This is a genomic window from Caballeronia catudaia, assembly GCF_001544755.2.
Taxonomy (GTDB): domain Bacteria; phylum Pseudomonadota; class Gammaproteobacteria; order Burkholderiales; family Burkholderiaceae; genus Caballeronia; species Caballeronia catudaia.
Genome location: NZ_FCOF02000027.1, coordinates 19230 through 37915, shown reverse-complemented (window position 1 = coordinate 37915; position 18686 = coordinate 19230). Strand labels below are relative to the sequence as shown.

The 18686-nt window shown below is 64.7% G+C and carries 14 protein-coding genes; 6 read left to right on the top strand and 8 right to left on the bottom strand.

From position 1 onward, the window contains the following. Positions 1-117: 117 nt before the first annotated feature. From AWB75_RS24405 to AWB75_RS24385, 5 genes are all read left to right on the top strand, one after another. Positions 118-1494, top strand: a complete 1377-nt coding sequence (locus tag AWB75_RS24405; protein WP_407642160.1) for a DUF3300 domain-containing protein — start codon at positions 118-120, stop codon at positions 1492-1494. A 58-nt stretch (positions 1495-1552) separates the two neighbouring features. Then, complete coding sequence (locus tag AWB75_RS24400) at positions 1553-2464, top strand: DUF2950 domain-containing protein (RefSeq protein ID WP_061126650.1); 912 nt, start codon at positions 1553-1555, stop codon at positions 2462-2464. Positions 2465-2684: 220 nt separating this feature from the next. After that, positions 2685-3539 carry a bifunctional methylenetetrahydrofolate dehydrogenase/methenyltetrahydrofolate cyclohydrolase FolD gene (folD, locus tag AWB75_RS24395; protein ID WP_061126613.1) on the top strand — a complete coding sequence of 285 codons (855 nt, stop codon included), beginning with the start codon at positions 2685-2687 and terminating at the stop codon, positions 3537-3539. A gap of 168 nt (positions 3540-3707) precedes the next feature. After that, positions 3708-5831, top strand: coding sequence for a M3 family metallopeptidase (locus tag AWB75_RS24390; RefSeq protein ID WP_061126612.1), 2124 nt, complete (start codon positions 3708-3710; stop codon positions 5829-5831). A gap of 139 nt (positions 5832-5970) precedes the next feature. Further along, positions 5971-6741: a hypothetical protein gene (locus AWB75_RS24385; RefSeq protein WP_061126611.1), complete on the top strand. Its 771-nt coding sequence runs from the start codon at positions 5971-5973 to the stop codon at positions 6739-6741. A 27-nt stretch (positions 6742-6768) separates the two neighbouring features. Here the strand turns inward: AWB75_RS24385 and AWB75_RS24380 are convergent, their stop codons facing one another. From AWB75_RS24380 to kdpF, 8 genes are all read right to left on the bottom strand, one after another. Next, positions 6769-8046: an amidohydrolase family protein gene (locus AWB75_RS24380; RefSeq protein WP_061126610.1), complete on the bottom strand. Its 1278-nt coding sequence runs from the start codon at positions 8044-8046 to the stop codon at positions 6769-6771. A gap of 77 nt (positions 8047-8123) precedes the next feature. Continuing rightward, positions 8124-8819 carry a nitrilase-related carbon-nitrogen hydrolase gene (locus tag AWB75_RS24375; RefSeq protein ID WP_087086799.1) on the bottom strand — a complete coding sequence of 232 codons (696 nt, stop codon included), beginning with the start codon at positions 8817-8819 and terminating at the stop codon, positions 8124-8126. Next, entirely contained in the window at positions 8797-9492 is a 696-nt protein-coding gene (locus tag AWB75_RS24370) for a response regulator (RefSeq protein WP_061126609.1), read from the bottom strand. The genes AWB75_RS24375 and AWB75_RS24370 overlap by 23 nt, the downstream gene beginning before the upstream one ends. Beyond that, positions 9485-12262 carry a sensor histidine kinase gene (locus tag AWB75_RS24365; RefSeq protein WP_061126608.1) on the bottom strand — a complete coding sequence of 926 codons (2778 nt, stop codon included), beginning with the start codon at positions 12260-12262 and terminating at the stop codon, positions 9485-9487. Before AWB75_RS24365 ends, AWB75_RS24370 begins: the two co-directional genes overlap by 8 nt. A gap of 703 nt (positions 12263-12965) precedes the next feature. Then, on the bottom strand, positions 12966-13550 hold the full coding sequence (gene kdpC / locus AWB75_RS24360; RefSeq protein ID WP_061126649.1) for a potassium-transporting ATPase subunit KdpC: 585 nt from the start codon (positions 13548-13550) through the stop codon (positions 12966-12968). Positions 13551-13554: 4 nt separating this feature from the next. Beyond that, a complete protein-coding gene (gene kdpB / locus AWB75_RS24355) occupies positions 13555-15684 on the bottom strand; it encodes a potassium-transporting ATPase subunit KdpB (RefSeq protein ID WP_061126607.1) in 2130 nt (709 codons plus the stop codon). A gap of 14 nt (positions 15685-15698) precedes the next feature. Further along, a complete protein-coding gene (kdpA, locus tag AWB75_RS24350) occupies positions 15699-17507 on the bottom strand; it encodes a potassium-transporting ATPase subunit KdpA (RefSeq protein WP_061126606.1) in 1809 nt (602 codons plus the stop codon). Then, entirely contained in the window at positions 17504-17599 is a 96-nt protein-coding gene (gene kdpF / locus AWB75_RS24345; protein WP_061126605.1) for a K(+)-transporting ATPase subunit F, read from the bottom strand. The genes kdpA and kdpF overlap by 4 nt, the downstream gene beginning before the upstream one ends. 301 nt (positions 17600-17900) lie before the next feature. Between kdpF and xth the strand changes: the two genes are divergently transcribed. Beyond that, positions 17901-18683: an exodeoxyribonuclease III gene (xth, locus tag AWB75_RS24340; protein WP_061126604.1), complete on the top strand. Its 783-nt coding sequence runs from the start codon at positions 17901-17903 to the stop codon at positions 18681-18683. The last annotated feature ends 3 nt before the right edge of the window (positions 18684-18686 follow it).

Here is an 18686-nt window from a genome sequence, read left to right as displayed (position 1 = left end):
CCGAACTGAAAAGTGATATTGGCTGAATCACGCCGCTTCACAGCCTGATTCCTTCGCTTCAAACCGGCAACGCGCAACGGGCAACGGGCAATGCAACGTCTTGCACGGGGGGACTCGATGTCGAAACGAATTCGTGTCATTGATTCGCGTATCGGCACGGTGAGAGCGATCATGCTCGCCGCCGCGCTCGCCGCGACGCCGCTTCTCACGCCGTATTCGGGAGACGCGCACGCGCAGACCGCCGCGCCAGCTGCGCAAAAACTCACGAACCAGCAACTCGACGCGCTCACCGCTCCCGTCGCGCTCTATCCCGACGCGCTGCTCGCGCAGGTGCTGATGGCGTCGACGTACCCGTCGCAAGTCACCGACGCGGAGGCCTGGTCGAAGTCGAATCCGAACGTCAAGGGCGACGACGCGGTGAAAGCCGTGCAGTCCGAGCCCTGGGACCCGAGCGTGCAATCGCTCGTCGCGTTCCCGCAGGCGCTCGCGACGATGGCCTCCAAGATCGACTGGGTGACGCAGCTCGGCAACGCCTTCATCGCGCAGCCCAGCGACGTGATGGACTCGGTGCAACGTCTGCGGAGCGCCGCGCAAAAGGCGGGCAATCTCAAGACGACCGAGCAGCAGAAAGTCACGACGGCGCCGCCGCCGCCCGGCAGCACGACCACCAGCACGACGGTGATCCAGATCGAGCCGGCCAATCCGCAGGTCGTCTATGTGCCGACCTACAACCCGACCGTCGTCTACGGCACATGGCCGTATCCGGCGTATCCGCCGGTCTATGTGCCGCCGCCGCCCGGCTACGCGATCGCGACGGGATTCATGTCGGGCCTCGCGTTCGGCGCGGGCGTCGCGGTCGTGAATTCGCTGTGGGGCAACTGCAACTGGGGTCACGGCGATGTAAATGTCAACGTGAACCGCTACAACAACATCAACACGAACAATCGCATCAACGCGAACAGCAACAACGTGCGCTGGAACCGCAACGATCCGCAGTTCAACCGGACCAATGTCGCCGCGAACCGGCAGAACACGTTGAACAACGCCAATCGCGGCGCGAACGCCAACCAGTATCGCGGACGCGAGGACGCGCGCGCACAGGCCGCGCAGACGCTGCAGCAGCGTACCGGGCAAAACCTCAATGAATCGGCGAGCCAGCGGGCGCAGAGCATCCGTCAGGGCGGCGGGCCTAACGCGCGCGACACGAGCAACCTGCGGCAGAGTTCGCAGAACGTGAACCGCGACAACGCGCTGCGCGGGGCCGGCGACGGCAACGGCGCGCGGCAGGACGCGCAGCGTGGACAGGCGAGCCGCGAGTCGTTCGCCAATCAGTCGCAGAACCGTGTCGGCGGGGGCGGCGGCGGCACGCAGCGTCAGGCCGGTGCGGGCGGCGGAGGATTCGGGGGAGGTGGCGGTGGAGGAGGATTCGACCGCGGCGGCGGCGGCGGTGGTGGCGGGTTCCACCGAGGGGGAGGCGGAGGCTTTCGCCGTTGATGATCGATCCAACGCCCGGCGCCGCGCAGGCGGCGAACGCCAGATTGAGGAGCCCCAGATGACCGCTACCCAAGCATTCGCCTCATACAGAAAGTCGTTGCTGCGCGCCTGCGTCGCCGTGTCGCTCGCACTCGGCGCATCGGCAGTACAAGCGCAGGCCGTCTATCCGACCGCGGAAGCCGCGGCGCAGGCGCTCACCGACGCCATCGCGACCAACGACGAAACCGCGCTCGCCAAAGTGCTCGGCAAGGACCACCGGCGTTACGTGCCCGAGGGCACCATCGGCGAGGAGGACATCTATGCGTATCTTGGCGCGTGGGCGCAGCAGCATCGCATCGTCGAGGATGCGCAGCCGCTGAATGGGCATCCGGCCGCGCATATCGAGGCGGGCACGAGCGGCTGGACGCTGCCGATTCCGCTCGTGAAGGTCGCGAAGGGCTGGCGCTTCGACATGCCCGCCGCGCGCGACGAGATGGCCACGCGGCGCATCGGCCGCAACGAGCTCTCGGCGATGCAGGTCGCGCTCGCGTATGTCGCCGCGCAAAACGACTATCAGAAGGCGACGGACCACTACGCCGACCGCTTCGTCAGCACGCCCGGCAAGCACGACGGCCTCTACTGGGACACCGCGCCCGGCGAGCCCGAAAGCCCGCTCGGCCCGCTCGCCGCGACGATGCCGAACAAGCCGAGCGCCGCCGACGGCTATTACGGCTATCACTACCGCATCCTGACGGCGCAGGGCTCGCACGCGCAAGGCGGCGCGAAGAACTACATGCAGGGCGGCCGGATCAAACAGGGTTTCGGCCTGATCGCGACACCCGCGCACTACGGCCAGACGGGCGTGATGACGTTCATCGTCAATCAGGACGGGCAGATCTACGAGAAGGATCTCGGCCCCGCGTCGATCCAGCGCTCGGCCGCGATCAAGTCGTTCGACCCCGATTCGTCCTGGAAAGCCGTCTCGCCATAAGAAGCGGCGGCATTGGCGGATTGGCGGCAATGGCGACTCAAAACGCGGGAAAGCCCCCGGCGGTATAATTTCGCCCTTTCCCAAGGGCGCGTTCGCCGAAGAAGCGCCCAGCAACTTGCGCGAGCGCCGCGCACCGCAGCCGGAGAGAGCAGCGGGCACGGCGTCGGCCATGAGCCATCTCACGCCCTCGCGCCCTCGCCCATCCTCGATCCGATTCGCCATGACCGCCCAACTCATCGACGGCAACGCCCTTTCCAAGACTCTTCGCGCCGATGTCGCCACGCGCGCCGCCGCCCTCACCGCTCGTGGCCACAAGCCGGGCCTTGCCGTCGTGCTCGTCGGCGACAACCCGGCGAGCGAAGTCTATGTGCGCAACAAGGTGAAAGCGTGCCACGACAACGGCCTACACTCGGTGATGGACCGCTTCCCCGCGACGCTCACGCAAAGCGAACTGCTCGCGCACATCGCGAAGCTCAACGCCGATCCGTCGATCCACGGCATTCTCGTGCAACTGCCGCTCCCCGCGCACATCGACAGCCACAAGGTCATCGAGGCGATCGCGCCCGAAAAGGACGTCGATGGCTTTCACGTCGCGAATGCCGGCGCGCTTCTGACCGGCAAGCCGCTCTTTCGCCCGTGTACGCCCTACGGCGTGATGAAGATGTTCGAGGCGCACAAGATCGATCTGAAAGGCGCGAACGCGGTGGTGATCGGCCGCTCGAACATCGTCGGCAAGCCGATGGCGCTCCTGCTGCTCGAAGCCGGCGCGACCGTCACGATCTGCCATAGCAAGACGCGCGACATCGCCAGGCACACGCGCGACGCCGATGTGATCGTCGCGGCGGTCGGGCGCCGCAACATCGTCACCGCCGACATGGTGAAGCCCGGCGCGACGGTGATCGACGTCGGCATGAACCGCAACGACGAAGGCAAGCTGTGCGGCGACGTCGATTTCGCCGCGGTGAAGGAAGTGGCCGGCTACATCACGCCGGTGCCGGGCGGCGTCGGCCCGATGACCATCACGATGCTGCTCGTCAACACGATCGAGGCGGCCGAGCGCGCGGCGCGGGCCTGAATGTGCCTGATCGCCGGCGCGGGGCGTTATTCGACCCCTTAATCGGCCCCTTAAAAACAATCGATTGGAATTTGCCCCGCCCGCCCCAATAATCTCGGAACGAGCCGGCGCGGGGCGCGTGTTCCACTGCCCCGCCCGGGCTTCACCCAACACCAGAACGGGAGAGCCATGAGCGATACCACGTCAGCCATCACGTCCGATGCGGCAGCGGCCAATCCGCTGCTCGATTTTTCCGATCTCCCGCGCTTCGGCGAAATCCAGCCCGCGCACGTCACGCCGGCGCTCGACGTGCTGCTCGCCAATGCCAAAGCCGCCGTCGACCGCGCGGCCGCGCCCGACACACCCGCCACATGGAAGGACGTCGTGGAGACGGTCGAACAGGAATCCGAGAAACTGTCGCGCGCGTGGGGCGTCATCGGTCATCTGAACGCCGTCGCCGATACCCCGGAACTGCGCGCCGCCCACGCCGAAAATCTGCCGCGCGTCACCGAATTTTCCGCGAGCGTCGGCCAGAATCTCGCGCTCTACGAAAAGTACAAGGCGATCGCCGCCGGGACGGAATTCGCCGGGCTGTCCGCGGAGCGCAAAAAAATCCTCGAAAACTCGCTGCGCGATTTCCGCCTTTCCGGCGCCGAATTGCCCGAAGACCGCAAGCCGCGTTTCGCGCAACTTCAGGAAGAACAGGCGGCGCTTGCGAAGGCGTTCTCCGATCACGTGCTCGATTCGACGAACGCCTACGCGTACATCGTCACGCAGGAGCGCGATCTCGCCGGCCTGCCCGATGACGTGATCGAAGCGGCCCGCGAAGCCGCCCAGCGCGAGGGCAAGGGCGGCTGGAAATTCACGCTGCATTTCCCGTCGTATTTCCCGGTGCTGCAGTACGCCGAACATCGCCCGATGCGCGAAGCGATGTACCGCGCGTACGTCACGCGCGCGTCCGAGCTCGGCGCAACCTACGGCGACGGCAAACCCGAATGGGACAACACGGCGAACGTCGTCGAGAATCTGAAGCTGCGCGAGGAAGAAGCGAAGACGCTCGGGTATCGGAATTTCGCGGAAGTGTCGCTCGCGCCGAAGATGGCCGAATCGCCCGCGCAGGTCATCGCGTTCCTCGAAGACCTGGCCACGCGCGCGCGTCCCTACGCCGAAAACGACTGGATGGAACTGCGCGCGTTCGCCGCGACCGAGCTCGGCATGCCGGAGCTGCAGCCGTGGGACATCGCGTATGCGGCCGAGAAGCTGCGTCAGAAGCGCTATTCGTTCTCCGAGAACGAAGTGAAGCAGTACTTCCCGCAGGAAGCCGTGCTGAAGGGCCTGTTCAAGGTCACGGAGACGCTCTTCAACGTGTCGATCCGCCGCGACGAAGCCGCCGTGTGGAATCCGGACGTGCGCTTCTTCCGCGTCGAAAACAAGGACGGCACGCTCGTCGCGCAGTTCTATCTCGATCTCTACGCGCGCGAGGGCAAGCGCGGCGGCGCCTGGATGGACGATGCGCGTTCGCGTCACAAGCGCACGCAGGGCGGCGTGCAGACGCCGGTCGCGTATCTCACCTGCAACTTCTCCGCGCCGGTGGGCGGCAAGCCCGCATGCTTCACGCACGACGAAGTCATTACGCTGTTCCACGAGTTCGGGCACGGGCTGCATCACATGCTAACGCGCGTCGATGAGCTGGGCGTGTCGGGCATCAACGGCGTCGAGTGGGATGCGGTCGAGCTGCCGTCGCAGTTCATGGAGAACTTCTGCTGGGAGTGGGACGTGCTCACCGACATGTCCGCGCACGTCGATACCGGCGCGCCGCTGCCGCGCGAGCTCTTCGACAAGATGCTCGCCGCGAAGAACTTCCAGAGCGGTCTCGGCACGCTGCGTCAGATCGTCTTCTCGATGTTCGACATGGTGCTGCACACGTCCTACGATCCGGCGAACACGACGCAGAACGTGAATGACCTCGCGCGCGAGATCAACGAGAAATTCCATGTGATTCCGCAGACGCCGTTCTCGCGCTGGCCGAACACGTTCAGCCATATTTTCGCGGGCGGATATGCGGCGGGCTACTACAGCTACAAGTGGGCGGAAGTGCTTTCGGCCGATGCCTACGCCGCGTTCGAGGAAGCTGCCAAGGCGGGCAACGGGTCGGTGCTGGATGCGGCCACGGGCACGCGCTATCGACGCGAGATTCTGGAAGTCGGCGGCAGCCGGCCGGCGATGGATTCGTTCAAGGCGTTTCGCGGACGGGAGCCGGATATCGATGCGTTGTTGAGGCATAACGGCATGTCGGGTCAGGCGGTGAACTGACCCGCGCTTCGCTCGAGCAAAACCCCGGTCGTTGCGACCGGGGTTTTTTTCGCTAAAGATTTCATGCTTGCGTTCCGTTATCCCGTTGTCGGCGCGCCTCAGGGAAGGCGCTGCAATCAATCGGAACGCAAAAAAAGACATGAAACTGCTCCAGAAACTGATGCTGCTCGCTCTGCCCATTCTTGCCGCGTGCGGAGGCGGCGGCAGCGACGACAAAACCTGTGTGTCCGACCTGAGCAATCTCACGAAAACATGCGTTCCGACGACGTCGCATGCGCTGCCGGAAGGCATCTGGTACGGTGCGGTGAATTCGTCGCAGTCGGTGGCGGCGCAGACGATCGTGCTGGAAAACGGGCAGTACTTCAGCATCTTCACGCGGGGCGGCTCGTTCGTCTGGCTGATCGAAGGCATCATGAGCGCGACCGACGGCGCGTTCACCGATTCCGCGACGAACGGCTTCCACTCGCTCGGCGCGATCCGTGGCGGCTCGCTGACTGGCAACTTCACCGCGAAGAGCACGCTTTCCGCGACGACCAGCCTCTTCGTCAGCCCGGACACCACGGCCACGAGCTTCAACGGCAACTACAACTCGACGTACGACACCCCGATTTCGATCAATGACGTCGCGCGCACGTGGACGAGCGCAGCCGGCGTGTCGCCCGCATCGACGATCACCTTCGCCGCCGACGGCACCGCCAGGGGCGTGCAGATCGCGTGCACGTTCACCGGCACGTTCAAGCCGCGCGCGAGCGGCAAGCATCTGCTCGACGGCACGCTCAATTTCACCGGCACGGCGTGCTCGCTCGCTAACGTGTCGATGTCCGTCGAAGCGACGGTCGTGAACGGCCAGCTCACTGTCGTCGGTGTCACGCCGCAGCGCGATCAGGCGTTCTATCTGTCGGCGCAGTGACGGAAAGCCGGCCGGCAACGTCGAGAGTCATTGCCGGTCGATGCGGAAATCGACTTGCGAGGGCCGGCCTTCCAGCGACAACGCCGCGCGCACCGCCGGGCTGCGGCTCACCACCTTGCCTTTTCGCACGACCGCGATGCGCGCCGCGCGCAGCCGAATCGCTTCGATGGCATCACGCGCATCGAGCACGACACAATCCGCATTGCATCCCACCTCGATGCCGTAGCCTTCCAGCCCGAGAATCCGCGCAGGATTCTTCGTCACCGCATCGAAGCACGAACGCATCGCATCGACGCCCGTCATCTGCGCGACGTGCAACCCCATATGCGCGACTTCGAGCATGTCGCCGGAGCCTAAGCTGTACCACGGGTCCATCACGCAGTCGTGGCCGAACGCGACCGTGATACCCGCCGCCATCAGTTCCGGCACACGCGTCATGCCGCGCCGCTTAGGATACGTGTCCGAGCGCCCCTGAAGCGTGATGTTGATGAGCGGATTCGCGATCGCATTCACGCCCGCCTCGCGCATCAGCGGAATGAGCTTGCTGACGTAGTAATTGTCCATCGAATGCATCGACGTGAGATGCGAGCCCGTCACGCGCCCATGCAATCCGAGCCGATGCGTTTCCGCTGCCAGCGTTTCGATGTGACGCGACATCGGATCGTCGGACTCGTCGCAATGCATGTCCACGCGCAAGCCCCGCTCCGCCGCGTATTCGCACAGAAGTTTCACCGATGCCGCGCCGTCCGCCATCGTGCGCTCGAAGTGCGGAATGCCGCCGACGACATCGACGCCCAGTTCGATCGCGCGCTTCAGGTTCTCGAACGCGCCCGCGCTGCGCAACACGCCGTCCTGCGGGAACGCGACGAGCTGCAGATCGAGATACGGCTTAACGCGCCGCTTCACTTCGACGAGCGCTTCGACGGCGAGCAGGCGCGGATCGCAGACATCGACGTGAGAACGAATCGCCAGCAACCCGCGCGCGACGGCCCAGTCGCAATACTGCAACGCGCGCTCGACGAGCGCTTCCTGCGTGAGATCGGGCTTCAGTTCGCCCCAGAGCGCGATGCCTTCGAGCAGCGTGCCCGACGCGTTCACGCGCGGCAGGCCGTAGGAAAGCGTCGCGTCCATGTGGAAATGGGCATCGACGAAAGGCGCGGTGACGAGCGAGCCGTTCGCATCGATTTCCTCGCGCGCGGTGGCGGCGAGCCGCGGCTCGATCGCGGCGATACGCCCCGCTTCCATGCCGATATCGACGAGTTCGCGCGAATCCACGAGCGCCGCGCGGCGAATGATCAAATCCATGTGCGAAACCTCCGTCCCGGTCCGAATCGTCCGAATCGTCCGATTGTATCGGGACAGAAATGCCGTGCGCGTTCGCTTCAGCGCATCACGCGGTTTCGGCCGACGATCGCGAAGCTCAGCGGCAACGCGCCGCGTGGCGCCGGGCGCTCGGTTTCCATCGCGAGCGGATACGCATTGCCCCGATGCGCGAGCGGCGCGTAGAGATCGGGCCGGCGCGCGGCCAGCGCTTGCCTTGCGCTGCTCGCCTCGGCAAGCGACGGCAACACTCGCGCGACGATCAAGCCGTCATTCGCCCTCGAATGACGCGCAAGCACGCGGCCATCGGGGCCGACGATCATCGCCTGATCGCTCGATGTATGAGCGTAGGCGATATACATGCCGTTGTCGGCGGCGCGCGCAGCGAGCGTCGCGCGACGCGAACGGTCGCCGCGCATCGGCGCGATGAGCAGCGTCGCGCCCATCAGCGCCGTCATCCGCACGTTCTCGACGACGTCGTTGTCCTCGCCGATCAGAATGCCTAAGCGCATACCGAACGGCGCATCGAACACGGTGAAGCCGCTGCCGCCGTGAAATCTGCGATGCGTCGCGTGCAGCTTGCGATGACGCGCGCGCCCGCCGCCCGGAAAGCAGAGCGCGTAGGTGTCGTAGAGGCGTCCGTCTTCCGTGCGCTCGACCCAGCCGACGCCCGCTGAGACGCCCGCTGCATCACGTTCGCGGTTTTCTCGTGAGCGAACATCATAAAGCGCGGCGCTAAACGACGCCGGACAGCCGATAGCCGACGCCCGTCTCCGTCACGAAATGCGCGGGCTGCGCGGGATCGCGTTCGAGCTTCTGCCGCAGATGCCCCATGTACACGCGCAGATAGTGCGCGTCCCCGACGTGCTCCGGTCCCCACACTTCACGCAGCAATTGCCGATGCGTGAGCACACAGCCCGCGTGCCGTATCAGCACGGTCAAGAGCGTGTATTCGATCGGCGTGAGACGCACCGGCTGCCCTTCGCGCGTGACTTGCCGCTTGCCGAGATCGACGGAAATATCGCCGAAGCGGATCATCGGCGACGCTTGCTGAGATTGCACGTTGCGCCGCAATTGCGCACGCAAACGCGCGAGCAGTTCGGGCAAGCCGAAGGGCTTGGTCAGATAATCGTCCGCGCCCGCATCGAGCGCGGCGACCTTCGCCTGCTCGCTCGTGCGCGCGGACAGCACGATGATGGGCGTCTTCGTCCAGCCGCGCAGCTCGCGTATCACGTCGATGCCGTCCGCATCGGGCAAGCCGAGGTCCATCACGATGAGATCGGGCTTGCGCGTCGCGGCTTCCGAGAGACCCGCCGCGGCCGTGGCGGCTTCGATCGCCGTTATGCCGTGCGCATGGAGCGTGGCGCGCAGCACGCGGCTGATGTGCGGATCGTCCTCGATGACGACCACCGACGCGCGCAGCTCAGACATCGCCTGCCGCCTTCGATTCGATATCTTCGTCCGGCGGCACGTCTACCGGCGGTGCATCGTTCGCGGGCAGCGTGAACCAGAAACGCGCGCCTTCGATGCGTCCATTCGCGTCCGCGCGATTCTCGACGCCGATCTGCCCGCCATGCGCCTCGACGATCGCGCGGCAGATCGCGAGACCCAGCCCGATGCCCGGTTGCGCCGACTCTTTCTCGCCCCGCGTGAACTTGTCGAAGAGACGGTTTTGCATGCCGGACGGCACGCCCGGCCCTTCATCGTCGATACACACGCGCACGAAGCGCGCATCGCCGTCATGTTCCAGCGCCGCGCCGATCCGGATCGGCGTGCCGGGCGGCGTGTACTTCGCGGCGTTTTCCAGCAGATTGGCGAAGAGGCGTTCCATCAGCACGGCGTCGAGTTCGAGAAGCGGCAGGTTCGCTGGCACGCGCGTCTGCACGGCGCGCCCGGCGAGCACGCGACGCGACGTGGCGAGCGCCGCGCCGACGGTTTCCTCGAGCATCGACCATTGGCGATTCAGGCGTATCGCGCCCGCTTGCAGACGCGCCATGTCGAGCAGATTGGTGACGAGCCCGCTCATGCGCAGCGCTTCCTCGTGAATCGCGTGCACGAGTTCCTTCGACGCTTCCGGGCTGCCGCCCGCTTCGCGCGCCTGTTCCTCAAGCACCGAAGCGAAGCCGACGATCGATGTGAGCGGCGTGCGCAGATCGTGCGAAATCGCCGACAGCAGCGAATTGCGCAGCCGCTCCGATTCCATGTTGACGAGCGCGTCCTGCGCGATCTCGACGTAATGCACGCGCTCCAGCGCAAGCGCGATCTGCGACGCGAACGTCTCGATCATGCGGCGCTGTTCGGGCACCGCAAGCTCGGCTTCGCGCCCGGTCGCAAGCGCGAGCACACCGCGCGTGCGCATCGGCGCTTTCAGCGGCAGATAGAGCGCCTGGCTCGCCGGCAAGGTTTCCGTGCCGCGTCCGGCGGGCCGCTGCTGGTCGTAGACCCATTGCGCGATATCGAGATCGAGACGCGCGGCGTCGAGCGTCACATCCGGATTCGGTTCGCCCACTTTCTGGCGGACTTTCTCGGCGGCGTCGGGCAGCAGGATCGCGACCTTTGCCTGAAAGATCTCGGCGACATGCCGCGTGCCGATCTCGATGATCTGCTCGGTCATCAGCGCGGCGGCGAGTTCTTTCGTCATCGCATACATGGCGCCGGTGCGGCGCTCGCGCTGCGACGCGATGCGCGCCTCGCGCCGCAGGCTCGACGTAAGATGGCTGATCGTGAGCGAGGTCAGCAGCATCACGACGAAGGTCAGCAGATATTGCGTGTCCGTCACGGAGAACGAAAGCTCGGGCGCCACGAAGAAGAAATCGAACGCTGCGACCGACAGGAACGACAGCATCACGCCCGGCCCGCGCCCGAGCCGCACCGCCGCGAAGATCACGCCGAGCAGATAGAGCATCACGAGATTCGTGATCGCGATCTGGCGCGTGGCCAGCAGTTGCGCGACGAGCGTGATGCCCGCGCCGATCGCGAGCGCGTAGAGATACGCGCGCGGCGACGAGTGCGCGCCGTCGCGCCACGTGCCGAAGGCTTCGGCGAGCGTGCGGCGGTCTGCATCGCGCGCACCGGTCGACACGAGCGTCACGTCGATATCCGAGCCTTGCCGGATGATGCGCTCGCTAACAGGCCGCTCGATGAACCGCCGCCATCCGGCGCTTACCCGTGCGCCCGCCACCAGCTTCGACACGTTGCGCATGTGCGCATAGTCGATGAGCGTCGCGGCGGCATCGGCGCCGTCGAGCGTCACGGTTTCCGCGCCGAGTTCGGAGGCGAGCTTGAGGGCGTCGAGGGTGCGTTTTCTGATGTCGTCGGAGAGCCGCTGCAGCTTCGGCGTTTCGACGTAGACCGCGAGCCAGTCGGCCTTGAGCGCGGCGGCGAGCCGGGCGGCCGCGCGCACGAGCGTCGCGCTTTCCGGCCCCGGCCCGATGCACGCGATCAACCGTTCGCGCGCGCGCCAGATGCGTTCGATCGACTGATCGGCGCGGTACTCGCGCATTTGCGCATCGACGCGGTCGGCGGTGCGGCGCAGGGCGAGCTCGCGCAGCGCGATGAGATTGCCTTTGCGGAAGAAGTTGCGCACGGCGTGCTCGGCTTGCTGCGGCAGATAGACCTTGCCTTCGCGCAGGCGGTCGAGCAGTTCTTCGGGCGGCAGATCGACGAGCGTAACTTCGTCGGCGAGATCGAACACGCGGTCGGGCACGGTTTCCCAGACCCGGATGCCCGTGATGCGGCCAACGATATCGTTGAGGCTTTCCAGGTGCTGGACGTTGACGGTCGTGTAGACGTCGATGTTCGCATCGAGAAGCTCTTGTACGTCCTGCCAGCGTTTCATGTGGCGCGAGCCTTGCACGTTCGAGTGTGCGAGTTCGTCGACGAGGATCAGTTGGGGTTTTCTTTGTAACGCGGCGTCGAGGTTGAATTCTGCCAGCAGGCGGTTCTTGTATTCGATGCGCGCTGGTGGGAGGGTTTCGAAACCTTCCAGGAGCGCGAGGGTTTCCTTGCGGCCATGCGTTTCCGCCACGCCTATGACCATGTCGATGCCCTCGTCGCGGCGGCGGCGCGCGGCTTGCAACATCGCGAAGGTCTTGCCTACGCCGGCAGAAGCGCCGAAAAAGATTTTTAGTCTTCCGCGGTGGCGTTTTTCTTCTTCTCGATGGAGTTTGTCGAGGAGTTCGTCAGGGGTTGGGCGAGGCATTTCGTTCTTGTCTTCTGGTTCGGGTGCTGGCTTGTGCTTCTACGGAATCCTGATTTCGTGTCGGTCTATTTGCTTCGCCCCTGTGCGGGGCGGCAGTCACTTTCTTTGCTGCTGCAAAGAAAGTAACCAAAGAAACAGCTATCCCCAGCCTAAGCACTTCATGCCGGCCGCGGCACAGAACTACTCTCGTGGTCCGGCAGTAGCGAGTGCCCTCGTAGGTCTCGCCGGGCTTGGATCGCGCACGGTCCGTCACATCGCACCGCACTACTGACTGGTTCAGCACCAATAGCTCCAGCCCGCTTCGCGGCCGACGGGTACAGCCTGTCTGCGCGTGCTTCTTTGCTGACGCTTCCGTCTCACCGCAAATGCCTGCCTACCGTTGGTTTCTCTTGCAGACCCGGCGGCAGCGCGTAGCGCTGTGCCGGAACTCTTTCGTGCTGAACCAGCGCGCTTAATGTTATCGGGCGGCAGACCGTGCGCGGTCCACGCCCGGTACAACAATGGGAACACTCGCTACTCCGGGTTCCATTCAGCCAATCGCCTGTGCCGCGGCCGGTGTGAAGTGCTTAGGCTGGGGAGAGCTGCTTTCTTTGCCTACTTTCTTTGCAGCAGCAAAGAAAGTAGGTGCCGCCCCGCACAGGGGCAACGCCAATAAACCAACACGAAAACGGGATCCGGCGAAAGCGAAAACCCACCCCATCCGCTACTTCAAACCACCCGCAGCATCCAAAGCAAGGTTCAATTTAAGCACATTCACCCTGGGCTCTCCGAGCAGACCAAACTGCCGCCCGGTGGTGGCCCGAGCCACAAGCGCTTCGACTTGCCCCGCCGACATCCCCCGCGCCTTAGCAACCCTTTCCACCTGATACAAAGCCGCCGCCGGACTAATCTCCGGATCGAGCCCGCTTCCGGAGGAAGTCACAAGATCCACCGGCACGTCAGCAGCGGATCGACCAGAATCCGCCCCACGCAATGCGGCAACCCGAGCCGCCACTTCATCGGCAAGCGCAGAATTCGTCGGCCCGAGATTCGAGCCGCCGGAACTCCCGGCGTTATAAGGATTCGGCGTCGTAGCCGACAACCGCCCCCAGAAATAACGAGGCGCATCGAACTGTTGACCGATGATCTCCGACCCGACGACTTTCCCATCGCGCTCGATCAGACTGCCATTCGCCTCGCGATGAAACGCCGCCTGCCCGACCGCCGTCACGATCGCCGGATAAACAAGCCCGGTCACGATCGTCAGCGCGACGAACATCACGATGACGGGACGCAAGATGTTCTTCATCATTTCAACTCCATCCAAGTGCGGTAATGACCATATCGATCAGCTTGATGATGGGAAACGGCAGCAGAATGCCGCCCAACCCATAAACCAGCAGATTGCGCCGCAAGAGCGTCGCCGCACCCAGCGCGCGATACTTCACGCCCTTCAACGCGAGCGGAATCAGAAACACGATGATCAGCGCATTGAAGATCACCGCCGACAGAATCGCCGACGACGGCGACGCCAGATGCATCACGTCCACCACGCGCAATTGCGGATACGTCGTCGCGAACGCGGCCGGGATGATCGCGAAGTACTTCGCCACATCGTTCGCAATCGAAAACGTCGTCAGCGAACCGCGTGTCATCAACATCTGCTTGCCGATCTCGACGATCTCGATCAGCTTCGTCGGGTTCGAATCGAGATCGACCATGTTGCCCGCTTCCTTCGCGGCCTGCGTGCCCGTGTTCATCGCGACCGCGACGTCGGCCTGCGCGAGCGCGGGCGCATCGTTGGTGCCGTCGCCCGTCATCGCGACGAGCCGCCCTTCGGCCTGATGCGCGCGGATGGTCGACAGCTTCGCTTCGGGCGTCGCTTCGGCGAGGAAGTCGTCGACGCCCGCTTCGGCCGCGATCGCCGCCGCGGTCAGACGATTGTCCCCCGTCACCATCACCGTCTTGATGCCCATCTTGCGCAATTCCGCAAAGCGCTCGCGAATGCCGCCCTTCACGATGTCCTTAAGCTCGATCACGCCCAACGCGCGAGTCTTGCCTTCGACGCTTTCCGCGACCACGAGCGGCGTGCTGCCGCGACGCGCGATCTCGTCGACGGCGCTCTGCACGTCCTGCGGAAAGCGCCCGCCGCGTTCCTCGACGTACTTCTTCACGGTCTCGGCCGCGCCCTTGCGGATTTCCCGATTGGGCAGGTCGACGCCGCTCATGCGCGATTGCGCCGAGAACGCCAGAAAGTTCGCATGCAGCACGGCCATGTCGCGCTCGCGGATATTGAAACGCTGCTTCGCCAGCACGACGATGCTGCGGCCTTCCGGCGTCTCGTCGGCGAGCGACGCGAGTTGCGCCGCATCGGCGAGATCGCGCTCCGCGATGCCCGGCGCCGGCACGAACGTCGACGCCTGACGATTGCCGAGCGTGATCGTGCCCGTCTTGTCGAGCAGCAGCACGTCGACGTCGCCGGCCGCTTCGACCGCGCGGCCCGACGTGGCGATCACGTTCGCCTGCATCATGCGGCTCATGCCCGCGACGCCGATCGCGGAAAGCAGACCGCCGATGGTCGTCGGAATCAGGCACACGAGCAGCGCGACGAGCGCCGTGATCGTCACGACATGGCCCTGCTTCGCCGCGTCGACCGCGAACATCGAGAACGGCAGCAAGGTCGCGGTCGCGAACAGCAGCACGAGCGTGAGCGCCACGAGCAGGATCGTCAGCGCGATTTCATTGGGCGTCTTCTGACGTTTGGCGCCTTCGACCATCGCGATCATGCGATCGAGAAACGCCTCGCCGGGATTCACCGACACGCGCACCACGATCCAGTCCGACAGCACGCGCGTGCCGCCCGTCACCGACGAGAAGTCACCGCCCGACTCGCGGATCACCGGCGCGGATTCGCCCGTGATCGCGGATTCGTCGACGGACGCAACGCCTTCGATCACTTCGCCATCGGCGGGAATGACATCGCCCGCTTCGACGAGCACGACATCGCCCTTCACGAGATCGGTCGACGTCGTGATGCGGATCGGCGACTTCGGATGCGGCTCGTTGAGCTTCTTCGCCATCACGTTGTGCTTCGCCTCGCGCAGCGACGCGGCCTGCGCCTTCGAGCGCCCTTCCGCGAGCGCCTCGGCGAAGTTCGCGAAGAGCACCGTGAACCACAGCCACAGCGCAATCGCGAGGATGAAGCCCGCGGGCGCTTCGGCCTGGCCCACGAGCGCGGCGATCCAGAGCACCGTCGTCAGAATGCTGCCGACGTAGACGCAGAACATCACCGGATTGCGCAGCTGCGTGCGCGGCGCGAGCTTTTTGAACGCATCGGCGATCGCGGGCTTGACGAGCGACGGATCGAACATCGAGCGCGCCGCCGTGCGCGCCTGCCCGAGATTCTCCGGGCGATGCAACGGCGCTTGATTCAATTGAGTCATGCTGTCCTCGAGATTCAGTGGCCTGCGATCATGGTGAGATGCTCGACGATGGGGCCGAGCGCGAGCGCAGGTACATACGTGAGCGCGCCGACGAGCAGCAGCGTGCCGAGCAGCAGCACCACGAAGAGCGGACCGTGCGTCGGCAGCGTGCCCGCGTTCACGGCGAGGCGCTTTTTCGCGGCGAGCGAGCCCGCGATCGCGAGGATCGGCACGATGGTGCCGAAGCGCCCGAACCACATCGCGATGGCGAGCATCGTGTTGTAGAACGGCGTGTTCACCGAAAGACCCGCGAACGCGCTGCCGTTGTTGTTGGCAGCCGAGCTGAACGCGTACAGGATTTCGGAGAAGCCGTGCGCGCCCGGATTGGCGATGCCCGCCCTGCCCGCTTCCGTGAGCACGGCGATGGACGTGCCCAGCAGCACGAGCAAAGGCGTGAGCAGAATGACGATGGAAACCATCTTCATGTCGAACGCCTCGATCTTCTTGCCGACATACTCGGGCGTGCGTCCGATCATCAACCCAGCGACGAACACCGCCAGCAAGGCGAACGCGAGCATGCCGTAGAGACCGGAGCCGACCCCGCCGAAGATCACTTCGCCGAGCTGGATGAGCAGCATCGGGATGAGCCCGCCGAGCGGCGTCAGCGAATCGTGCGTGTTGGCGACCGCGCCGCAGGAAGCCGCCGTCGTCACCACCGTGAAGATGCCCGACTGCGCGATGCCGAGCCGCGTTTCCTTGCCTTCCATGTTGCCGCCGGCTTGCAGCGCGGACGCATGGGTATCGACGTGAAGCGACGTGAAGAGCGGATTGCCCGCCTGCTCCGCCGATATCTCGCCGACGCACGCCACCGCGAACGCGATGGTCATCGCCGCGAGCACGGCATAGCCCTGACGCCCGTCGCCGACCATGCGCCCGAAGGTGATGCACAGGCCCGCGGGAATGATCAGGATTGCGAGCATCTGCATGAAGTTGGAGAACGGCGTCGGGTTCTCGAACGGATGCGCCGAGTTCGCGTTGAAGAAGCCACCGCCGTTGGTGCCGAGCATCTTGATGGATTCCTGCGATGCGACCGGGCCCATCGGCAGGGATTGCTTGTCGACCTTGACGTCCTGCATCACCGGATTGCCTTTCGCGTCCTTCACGGCGTTGCCTTGCGCGTCGGTCTTCGGCGCCTGATACGTCGTCGCCTGGAGCGTGGGCACATCTTCGTAGGCCTTGAAGTTCTGGATCGCGCCCTGGCTCACGAAGACCAGTGCGAACACGATCGCGAGCGGCATGAGCACGTAGAGCGTCGAGCGCGTGAGGTCGACCCAGAAGTTGCCGATGGTCTGCGCGCTATGACGTTTGAAGCCGCGGATCAGCGCGATCACGACGGCGATGCCCGTCGCCGCCGACAGAAAGTTCTGCACCGTGAGGCCGAGCATTTGCGCGAGATAGCCGAGCGTGCTTTCGCCGCCGTAGTCCTGCCAGTTCGTGTTCGCGACGAAGCTGATGGCGGTGTTGAACGCGGCGTCGGGCGTCATGCCGCTCATGCCTTGCGGGTTGAGCGGCAGCAGGCCTTGCAGACGCAGGATCGCGTACAGCACGATTGCGCCGAGCACGTTGAAGAGCAGGACGGCGAGCGCGTATTGCTTCCACGACATCTCGGCTTCCGGATCGACGCCCGCGATGCGATAGAGCATCGACTCGATGGGACGCCCGATCTTGCGAACGATGGCCGACGTGCCTTCGAACACGCTGGCCATATAGCGCCCGAGCGGAATCGCAAGCGCGATCAGCACGACGAGGAAGATCGCCGTCTGCGTGAAGGTATTCGCGTTCATTCGAGATCCTCCGCGCGCAGGAGCGCGTACACGAGGTACACGAAGAGCAGCAGCGTCGAGGCCGCGGCGAGCCACATCATCCATGCGTTCATGGGCGGCCTCCTGTCACGCGGCGGCGCAAGTGATCGCAACCGCTCGTGAGCGCCACGCAAACGCCCCAGAAAAGGACGATGCCGGCGAGGTAAAACAGGTCCATTGTCGTGTTCTCCCCTTGTGTGGTTCAGGACAAGGTGGAGATTACGAAGATCGGCGTAAAGGGCGGGATAAAGGTGGGGGTTGGGGTGTAAAAATGGCGTAAAGAGGCCGAGGCGAGCGAAGCGGGGCTAGGCTCGCGGCTCCGATAGAATCGAGCATTCAGCGCACGGCCGCGCACCACGAAGAAGATCGAGATTCATGAAAATCGCCACCTGGAACGTCAATTCCCTCAAAGTCCGCCAGCAGCACGTCATCGACTGGCTCGCACAAACGCGGGTCGACGTCCTGTGTCTTCAGGAACTCAAACTTCCCGACGAAAAATTCCCCCGCGCAGAACTCGAAGCCGCCGGCTACAAAAGCTGGTTCGCGGGTCAGAAGACGTACAACGGCGTGGGCATCCTGGTGCGCGCCGAATCGAACTTCGAAGTCGATGAAATCAACGTCGTGCGCAACATCCCCGGCTTCGAGGATTTGCAGCAGCGCGTGATCGCCGCGACGGTCAACGGCGTGCGCATCATCTCCGCGTATTTTCCCAACGGCCAGGCGCCCGGTTCCGAGAAATTCGCCTACAAGATGCGCTGGCTGGATGCGCTGCGCGTATGGCTGCGCGAGGACATGGCGCGTCATCCGCAGCTCGCGCTCTGCGGCGATTACAACATCGCCCCGGACGACCGCGACGTCCACGATGCGAAGGCCTGGGAAGGACAAAATCTCGTGTCGCCGGAAGAGCGCGCGCACTTCGTGCAGCTCATCGAGCTGGGCCTCATCGATGCCTTCCGCAAGTTCGAACAGGCCGAGAAGCTCTTCACGTGGTGGGATTATCGGATGCTGGCGTTTCGACGCAACGCGGGACTGCGCATCGATCACATTCTTCTGTCGCCGGAACTCGCGGCGCGCTGCACCTCGTGCGAAGTCGACAAGGTGCCGCGCAAATGGGATCAGCCGTCGGACCACGCGCCCGTGATCGCGACGATCGGCTGATCC

What these genes read in the sequence shown, in the direction of transcription:
- AWB75_RS24405 (WP_407642160.1), top strand. Translation starts at nt 118, where the DNA reads ATGTCGAAACGAATTCGTGTCATTGATTCGCGTATCGGCACGGTGAGA.
- AWB75_RS24400 (WP_061126650.1), top strand. Translation starts at nt 1,553, where the DNA reads ATGACCGCTACCCAAGCATTCGCCTCATACAGAAAGTCGTTGCTGCGC.
- folD (WP_061126613.1), top strand. Translation starts at nt 2,685, where the DNA reads ATGACCGCCCAACTCATCGACGGCAACGCCCTTTCCAAGACTCTTCGC.
- AWB75_RS24390 (WP_061126612.1), top strand. Translation starts at nt 3,708, where the DNA reads ATGAGCGATACCACGTCAGCCATCACGTCCGATGCGGCAGCGGCCAAT.
- AWB75_RS24385 (WP_061126611.1), top strand. Translation starts at nt 5,971, where the DNA reads ATGAAACTGCTCCAGAAACTGATGCTGCTCGCTCTGCCCATTCTTGCC.
- AWB75_RS24380 (WP_061126610.1), bottom strand. Translation starts at nt 8,046, where the DNA reads ATGGATTTGATCATTCGCCGCGCGGCGCTCGTGGATTCGCGCGAACTC.
- AWB75_RS24370 (WP_061126609.1), bottom strand. Translation starts at nt 9,492, where the DNA reads ATGTCTGAGCTGCGCGCGTCGGTGGTCGTCATCGAGGACGATCCGCAC.
- AWB75_RS24365 (WP_061126608.1), bottom strand. Translation starts at nt 12,262, where the DNA reads ATGCCTCGCCCAACCCCTGACGAACTCCTCGACAAACTCCATCGAGAA.
- kdpC (WP_061126649.1), bottom strand. Translation starts at nt 13,550, where the DNA reads ATGAAGAACATCTTGCGTCCCGTCATCGTGATGTTCGTCGCGCTGACG.
- kdpB (WP_061126607.1), bottom strand. Translation starts at nt 15,684, where the DNA reads ATGACTCAATTGAATCAAGCGCCGTTGCATCGCCCGGAGAATCTCGGG.
- kdpA (WP_061126606.1), bottom strand. Translation starts at nt 17,507, where the DNA reads ATGAACGCGAATACCTTCACGCAGACGGCGATCTTCCTCGTCGTGCTG.
- kdpF (WP_061126605.1), bottom strand. Translation starts at nt 17,599, where the DNA reads ATGAACGCATGGATGATGTGGCTCGCCGCGGCCTCGACGCTGCTGCTC.
- xth (WP_061126604.1), top strand. Translation starts at nt 17,901, where the DNA reads ATGAAAATCGCCACCTGGAACGTCAATTCCCTCAAAGTCCGCCAGCAG.